At 37.8% G+C, this 6,777-nt stretch carries 9 protein-coding genes and 3 pseudogenes; 2 read left to right on the top strand and 10 right to left on the bottom strand.

Going from position 1 to position 6,777, the window contains the following annotated elements; translation table 11 throughout:
- Positions 1-270: DDE-type integrase/transposase/recombinase (locus tag BM212_RS11515; RefSeq protein WP_029485990.1), on the top strand; the 270-nt coding region annotated here is incomplete at its 5' end.
- Positions 271-462: 192 nt separating this feature from the next.
- On the opposite strand, the gene BM212_RS11510 is transcribed toward BM212_RS11515, so the two are convergent.
- The 6 genes and pseudogenes from BM212_RS11510 to BM212_RS12675 all read right to left on the bottom strand — a co-directional run bounded on the left by BM212_RS11510 (position 463) and on the right by BM212_RS12675 (position 3,810).
- Positions 463-1,227: an ABC transporter permease gene (locus tag BM212_RS11510; protein ID WP_072693824.1), complete on the bottom strand. Its 765-nt coding sequence runs from the start codon at positions 1,225-1,227 to the stop codon at positions 463-465.
- Positions 1,224-1,877, bottom strand: coding sequence for an ABC transporter ATP-binding protein (locus BM212_RS11505; RefSeq protein WP_002307505.1), 654 nt, complete (start codon positions 1,875-1,877; stop codon positions 1,224-1,226). The genes BM212_RS11510 and BM212_RS11505 overlap by 4 nt, the downstream gene beginning before the upstream one ends.
- An 83-nt stretch (positions 1,878-1,960) precedes the next feature.
- Entirely contained in the window at positions 1,961-2,383 is a 423-nt protein-coding gene (locus BM212_RS11500) for a cupin domain-containing protein (RefSeq protein WP_002307506.1), read from the bottom strand.
- A 723-nt stretch (positions 2,384-3,106) separates the two neighbouring features.
- Positions 3,107-3,295: a hypothetical protein gene (locus tag BM212_RS11490; protein ID WP_007209261.1), complete on the bottom strand. Its 189-nt coding sequence runs from the start codon at positions 3,293-3,295 to the stop codon at positions 3,107-3,109.
- A pseudogene (locus BM212_RS11485) lies at positions 3,294-3,656 on the bottom strand (DNA topoisomerase); the annotation flags it as partial. The gene BM212_RS11490 and the pseudogene BM212_RS11485, both read right to left, overlap by 2 nt.
- Before the next feature lie 13 nt (positions 3,657-3,669).
- Entirely contained in the window at positions 3,670-3,810 is a 141-nt protein-coding gene (locus BM212_RS12675) for a hypothetical protein (RefSeq protein ID WP_002316998.1), read from the bottom strand.
- 457 nt (positions 3,811-4,267) lie between these two features.
- Between BM212_RS12675 and BM212_RS12890 the strand changes: the two genes are divergently transcribed.
- Positions 4,268-4,723, top strand: coding sequence for a hypothetical protein (locus BM212_RS12890; RefSeq protein WP_245750971.1), 456 nt, complete (start codon positions 4,268-4,270; stop codon positions 4,721-4,723).
- A gap of 41 nt (positions 4,724-4,764) precedes the next feature.
- On the opposite strand, the gene BM212_RS11475 is transcribed toward BM212_RS12890, so the two are convergent.
- The 4 genes and pseudogenes from BM212_RS11475 to BM212_RS11460 form a co-directional block, all read right to left on the bottom strand.
- Positions 4,765-5,079: a hypothetical protein gene (locus BM212_RS11475; protein ID WP_091898667.1), complete on the bottom strand. Its 315-nt coding sequence runs from the start codon at positions 5,077-5,079 to the stop codon at positions 4,765-4,767.
- A gap of 3 nt (positions 5,080-5,082) precedes the next feature.
- Positions 5,083-5,370: a type III secretion system protein PrgN gene (locus BM212_RS11470; RefSeq protein ID WP_091898665.1), complete on the bottom strand. Its 288-nt coding sequence runs from the start codon at positions 5,368-5,370 to the stop codon at positions 5,083-5,085.
- Between the two features lie 136 nt (positions 5,371-5,506).
- A pseudogene (locus BM212_RS11465) lies at positions 5,507-6,442 on the bottom strand (primase C-terminal domain-containing protein); the annotation flags it as partial.
- A gap of 53 nt (positions 6,443-6,495) precedes the next feature.
- Positions 6,496-6,777: pseudogene (locus BM212_RS11460) on the bottom strand (IS6-like element IS1216 family transposase); the annotation flags it as partial.

Here is a 6,777-nt window from a genome sequence, read left to right as displayed (position 1 = left end):
ATTACAAGTGCCTTTAAGAAACTAAAAGAATACGGCTTTTATCAAGGGACAGAACATCGTACCATTAAATACCTGAATAATTTGATTGAACAAGACCATCGTCCAGTAAAGAGACGCAATAAATTCTATCGAAGTTTACGCACTGCCTCTACCACGATTAAAGGCATGGAAGCCATCCGAGGATTATATAAGAAAACCCGAAAAGAAGGCACTCTCTTCGGGTTTTCGGTCTGTACTGAAATCAAGGTATTATTGGGAATCCCAGCTTAAATCATAGATACCGTAAGGGATTTTATTCTTTATTTAAAACTTTGCAACAGAACCGTCGTTCCAAAGATTCGATGACAAAAATATCCTTCTTCCTTAAAAAATGAAGTTCTTTTTGCAATTATTCTCGTGAGGTCTTCTTTTAACTACATAAAATTGTAACCACTGGTTTTAAGAGTAGTGTATCATCCCAAATCATATAATTAATTGACTGCGATTGTTATAAAACTCACGGTAAGCCATATAACTAGCAATAAATGAAGAAATCGCAGTAACTGAAATCAACATAAACATCACAACAATTTGGTAACGAATCGCTTGAACAGGATCAATTCCCGCAAAAATCAACCCTGACATCATACCTGGTAGGCTGACAAGTCCAACCGTTTTTGTTCGGTCAATAGAAGGAGCCATGCCCGTTTTGACGCTTTCTCTTACAATACTCATGGACGCTTGTTTTTTATTGGCTCCCAATGCCAATTTTTCCAATACCTGTTGGCGTTGGTCCGTAAATTTTGAATTCAAAGACCGATAGGTCACTCCAATCGCAGTCATGGCGTTGCTGGCAATCATGCCTGTAATTGGAACGATTTGGGAAGGGGTCCAGTCAATGACTCCTGAAAAAACAAGAATGAGTAAGGACAAGGCTGTTCCTACTCCAATAGCCGTCGTTGAAATTTTAAAAGAGCGGTTGATCCCCTCACTGCGTGTATGGGCGTTATAAGAAGCGTTGAACACAATGAACAAAACCATCGCTAAAGTGAGAAAGTTGTTATCCACTCGTAATACGTAGCTCAATACATATCCAATAAGGAATAATTGAATGACAGCGCGAATTCCCGCAATAAAAATGTCGTTTCCTAATCCCAATTTCTCTTTGTAATCAATCAACAAGGCAACTATCAAGAGGACAGAGGATAAAAGCAAAGAAAGATTACTGATTTCCAAATTATTTGTCATTTCGATTCCTCCATTTTTCCACCTTTGATAGTAATCAGACGAGAAGCTTGGTCGATTTCTTCCTGGTTGTGAGTGACGGCCAACACCGTAGTTTGTTGGTCTTTCATCATGTCTCGGACTAAATCAAGGACAATCGCTCTGTTTTCTTGGTCCAATGAACTGGTAACTTCATCCAGGAGCAACACTTTCGGTTGATACATCAAATTTCGGACCAATGCAACCCGTTGTTTTTCCCCTCCTGATAGTTCCTTGACCTCTTTCGATAAGTAAGTTTCAGGTATTTGAACTCGTTCTAACAATTTTTTTGCACGTTCCCGATCAAATCCTTCTTCTCTTATGCGGGCAGGAAAAGACAAGTTCTCTTGAACTGTCTCATCGAATAGAGAAGCGTTTTGAAAGAAATAAGAGACTTCTTTTCTATACTCCACAGGATCGATTTTTTGCAGATCCGTACCTCGATAATAAATTTTTCCGGAAGTTGGGGAAAGCAGCGTACCAATTAATTTCAAAAGGGTACTTTTTCCACTTCCAGAAGGACCAGAAAAAACAATCACTTCCCCTTTGTTTACTGTAAAAGAGATATCTTGAAGGATTTGGTTTCCGTTTGCCTGAAAACCAACCTTCTCTAATTGAAACAATGAATCACTCATACCACTTCTCTCCTTTATAAAAAAGCCCTGCACCAGTGGACCATCCATACGGGTGCAGGGCTTTTGTTTCATCCTAGTGTACCTCAGTGTTCGTTTGGATCGTTTTTGGCGTCTTCATGAGTAGGGTGAACCGTTCCTTCAAGGTGATCTGGACCAGCATAAATGGTATACAGTCTGAGCGGCTTATCACCGGTGTTTTCGATGTTGTGCCACATGTCCGCCGGAACAAATACGGCGTCATCATCCATCACTTTTTGTTGAACATGTAAGTTATCTTTAGAAGGCCCCATTTTACACACGCCTTCTCCTTCTTCAATACGGATAAATTGGTCAATGCCTTCGTGCACTTCCAAACCGATGTCATCGCCCGGTTGAATGGACATTACGGTGACTTGCAGTTTACTGCCTGTCCAAATGGTCGTCCGGTAATTATCATTTCCTGTGGTGGCGTCTTCAATATTAATGATATACGGCTTCTTCCCATGATCCTTGTAGTCTATTTCCATCTTCCATTCCTCCTAGTCTTTGTACTGAAACAATGATACCTACTTCTTATTTATAATAATTCTAATTAATGATACCACATCTAAAATTCTATGCAAAAAAATTAGCTTTTTGGAGAGCGATTCTAAACAAAGACCATATAACGCGCAATTACAATTGGTACCCCTTAATCCTCAGCACATAAAGGAAAAAATATGGAATCAAAAAATAACCGATATGTACTCTGGTTATGACTTGAATCAGGGAGAATTTCAGAGACGACACATCATACTTTTTTAGTTTGCACTTGTAAACTAACTAGCATACATTAAGTTTATGCTCACTATCAAGCGTTGTCAATCCTTTAGACTCTTATCAATTTCGAAAGAAAGTAGCAAGGTTATTGATTGTGACTGTAAAAGTGGGGTGTTCCTATAAGCACATTAAACTATCTTCTCTAATTTATCATGCTATTTAAATTCTGTTTTTTCATGAGAATTTTTGTCCAAAACTTGTTAAAATGATTTTAAAAAATACTTACATACACAATCCCCAAAAGACACTAATGTCATTTCAGTCAAAAAAGATACCGCAGAAAATTTCCACCTGAGATTCAATACGATATTACTCTCTTGACAGCCAGCTTAATTCCTTAGTTGAATAGATTATTAAAGTGCACAAAAAAACAATGCGGCGTTTGTTATATTTTCTGGTATAAGCGACGGTGCTATAAACTTTTTTGCAGATTAAAAATCATATGAATTTAACTCCAGTAATAATAGTTTAAGTGCCAATGCATGCATGATTCTTTCAATTTCCGTTTTATGAGTAGACAGAGCGATTCCTTCATTGCATTGGAAAACGAGTTTGTTTCTCGTAATATGTATGCTCTCATTTTTGGTTGCATAGTATTCTCTCCATTCGTCTTCATACATAAAATGGCTTGCTGACGAAATGTTTGATTTCTTCGTTGCGTTGGTAAATCAAGAACAAAGTCGGGGTTTGGACGCGTCCAACGCTAAACACGCCTCTCATGCCGTTTTTCTGCATATAAAGCGTGTAAAGACGGGTGAGATTGATTCCTACCAGCCAATCAGCGATTTGTCGGGTTTCTGCTTCTTTGTAAGTGGAATAAAACGCCTGTCCGTCCTTCAGATTTTGAAATCCTTTTTTGATTTCGCTAGTTTCAAGCGAGTTGATCCATAAACGTTTAATGGTTTTCCGGCTATTTCCCGAAAGGTTGATAATCAAGCGGGCGATTGCTTCACCTTCTCGGTCGCTGTCGGTCGCAATCACGATTGTTTCCGCTTCATCTAAATGCTTTTTGACGATCTTGTATACCTGTCAATACGGATTGAACTGTTGTTAATGCTCCGGAAATTCTTCCTTGAATATCTCCTGCAGCTGCACCTAAATATAAAGTTTGGAAATTATTTTGTAGAAAATTCATAGCTCATTCTCCTTTATTTTTCTTCTTCTCTTTGTAAAGCTATTGTTTGTTCTTGCTTTTGTTCTCTAGCCTTGAAATTGTTTATTTGAGTAATCTTTGAGCTCTGCAACTGCTTCAGCTGTCAATCCACTTTTCTGTTCAATCTGATAATTGACTTGTTAGTGATAAGTAGTGATTGTTTGAATTCGATATCCGAAGACAACAACACTCAAAAAAACGTTACAACCTTGTTGAACATCATGATGTTCAACAAGCTATCTTGCTATACAAGGATGTTTTAGAAACGAAAACAATAATTTGACACTAATCCATTTAAGAATGCTGCTTGAGAAATTTTTATCAAATGACACTACTCAAATTCCTAAAATCGATATCACTAAAGCCCTGGCTCTTATAAATCAAATCATAAGAAGCCACGTACCCGACTTCTTATGATTTCCAATTTTTCGCAGACTTTATGACCCCATTATCTATTGACCAGCTGCAAATAGTTAGTCAAAAACTACTTGCTGTTGACTTCAATGTCATGGACTCATTCAACCATTTTTACAAGAAATATTACCCTATCTGCTTGGGAAACTTATCTGACTGCTTAATGGACTTAGGGTACTTTGAAGAATCAAAACTCATATTGGAAAAACTAGCTTTCGTAGCAGACCATGTGGACTCTATCGAATTAAAAATGTGGGCACAATACCTAACAAACGTACTAAATGTTTACATGGATGATCAACTTAATGAAAAACAGAATCGATTAAATAAATTAAATCAAATCGTAACAAATTGGCACAATTTATTGCCATCCAGTCATTTGGTAGAAGGTCTACACGGCGCTTTCCAACGTTTATCTGACAGAAACGTTGATCGTCCAAACAACATTCATATTCCACCTGTATACATTTTAAAGCCATAGGAAAAAGCCTAGTATCTATTGCTAGGCTCTTTTGTATACCTCTACACATTCATTTCCTTCTTCCAGCATTCATAAGACTCAACAGTTGCACTTTTTTTCATTCTCCTACAAATTCCACTAAACAACGACCACTTATAGTCATCCAAAATAGCAGTACCTACTCCCCCTAATCCTAAGAAAAACAGTAAAAGTAAAGACAAAAATAGCATCATATTCGTCCATAACGATAAAAGAACCAATAAAAGAGAAACTAATCCGGCCGTAATAAAAGAAAGAATCAGAATACCATAATAGATTTTCAAAATAACAGCCCATTCTTTGATCCTATTAAGCTCAGCTATTTCCTCCTCAATCATTCATCAATCCACCTGCTCTTTCTTCTTCTTGGGATCAATACTCTTTAAAAACCTCTCCTCCAACACCAATAAATGACGATAAACATCATCCATTGACCAGCCTGAAGAAAGGCTTAGACAATACAAAAAATCACAAGGCAACGTCTTTACGGTACGGTTTCTTGTTACCCAACTTGCTACTGTACTCTGCTTATAGCCATGCAACTCACAAAATTGCTCTACTGTCAGACCTAACCGCGAAATAATAAACACATTGATCGGGTAGGGATATACAAAGGTATTGATACTCATAGTCAGAAAGACCTCCCACCATATTATTACCTTTGCAATAATAGTACTACTCTTTCTTAAAACCAGCAAGCAAGGCGGAGAAAAAGAAGGAACGTATCATAGATATAATGTAATAGGCAATTTGCACCTTTTAATTTCAACCTGTATCAATCGTGAACAGATCTGTTTGCACGCCGATCTTATTGGGTTCTATCAAGCGTTTCAGTGCTGTCTTGATAAACATGTATTCTCTTCCAAAAGCTTCTGAGATCGCAGCGAAATAAGCCCCCTGGCTTTCTTTTTTTAGCCGGATAACGGAGCGCATCAATCCATGTATCGAAGCTAGCATAATACCTCCATTACGACCAGCACGAACACGAAAATGAATTTTGTTCTCTTCTCTCAACTGCTTCAGTACTTTGTCCAGGGACCGTTTTGGGATCTTTAAACTTTCAGTTAACTCTTTTTTTGTAGAAATAATGTATGGTTGTTCTTCATAGGATTGCTCATTCAAATAGGACAGTAGATCTTCTGCCCATTCATGACTATGTGAATACTTGCGAACAGCTCTTTCTTTCTTGAATTTCCACCAACCCCGTTTTTTGTTGAATAGCTGCTCTTCAGAAAGATTGGCATCGACCCACTCTTGGCATAATAGGACAATTTTTTCTCTGTGCGCTGCTTGATATTTTCCAGAGTAAGCGGATCGAATGATTCTGGTTAATTCTCGATCAGATAAAGGGTTAGCCAAGCGGTCATTGAATTCTAACATCGTCAATTCACATGCTTCTACTTCGTATCCTGACGAAAAATATGCCAAAGACAAGGTGAATATGACATTATTTCGACCATATACGCCCTTTTCACCTTGTATTTTTTGACTTTTTAGCAACAGCTGGAACCAAGGTTCATCAACTTGACGAAATTCTTGAGTAGAGGGCAATACAAAAACGTTCTTGATCTCCGCTTTTTTGTCCGCATCTTCTCTCATTGACCAGTCGATCCATTCTTCGAAACTATAACGATACTGTGGTTCAAAGAATAAAACATTCTCTTCAGAAGGCATTCGTGTGATCCCAAAATGATTGGCATGGTTCTGTTGCAAAGTTTTAAATAAAGAATAAAATCCCTTACGGTATCTATGATTTAAGCTGGGATTCCCAATAATACCTTGATTTCAGTACAGACCGAAAACCCGAAGAGAGTGCCTTCTTTTCGGGTTTTCTTATATAATCCTCGAATGGCTTCCATGCCTTTAATCGTGGTAGAGGCAGTGCGTAAACTTCGATAGAATTTATTGCGTCTCTTTACTGGACGATGGTCTTGTTCAATCAAATTATTCAGGTATTTAATGGTACGATGTTCTGTCCCTTGATAAAAGCCGCCATATTCTTTTAGTTTCTTAAAGGCACTTGTAATAGAGGGGGC

Origin of the sequence: Marinilactibacillus piezotolerans, assembly GCF_900114235.1 — a bacterium.
Lineage (GTDB): Bacteria > Bacillota > Bacilli > Lactobacillales > Carnobacteriaceae_A > Marinilactibacillus > Marinilactibacillus piezotolerans.
Note: the sequence above shows the minus strand (reverse complement) of the source record. Positions and strands in the feature narration are given on the sequence as shown.

Excerpts from the sequence above, each read along its gene's own strand:
- BM212_RS11510 (WP_072693824.1), bottom strand. The coding sequence starts at position 1,227 with ATGACAAATAATTTGGAAATCAGTAATCTTTCTTTGCTTTTATCCTCT.
- BM212_RS11505 (WP_002307505.1), bottom strand. The coding sequence starts at position 1,877 with ATGAGTGATTCATTGTTTCAATTAGAGAAGGTTGGTTTTCAGGCAAAC.
- BM212_RS11500 (WP_002307506.1), bottom strand. The coding sequence starts at position 2,383 with ATGGAAATAGACTACAAGGATCATGGGAAGAAGCCGTATATCATTAAT.
- BM212_RS11490 (WP_007209261.1), bottom strand. The coding sequence starts at position 3,295 with ATGTATGAAGACGAATGGAGAGAATACTATGCAACCAAAAATGAGAGC.
- BM212_RS12675 (WP_002316998.1), bottom strand. The coding sequence starts at position 3,810 with ATGAATTTTCTACAAAATAATTTCCAAACTTTATATTTAGGTGCAGCT.
- BM212_RS12890 (WP_245750971.1), top strand. The coding sequence starts at position 4,268 with ATGACCCCATTATCTATTGACCAGCTGCAAATAGTTAGTCAAAAACTA.
- BM212_RS11475 (WP_091898667.1), bottom strand. The coding sequence starts at position 5,079 with ATGATTGAGGAGGAAATAGCTGAGCTTAATAGGATCAAAGAATGGGCT.
- BM212_RS11470 (WP_091898665.1), bottom strand. The coding sequence starts at position 5,370 with ATGAGTATCAATACCTTTGTATATCCCTACCCGATCAATGTGTTTATT.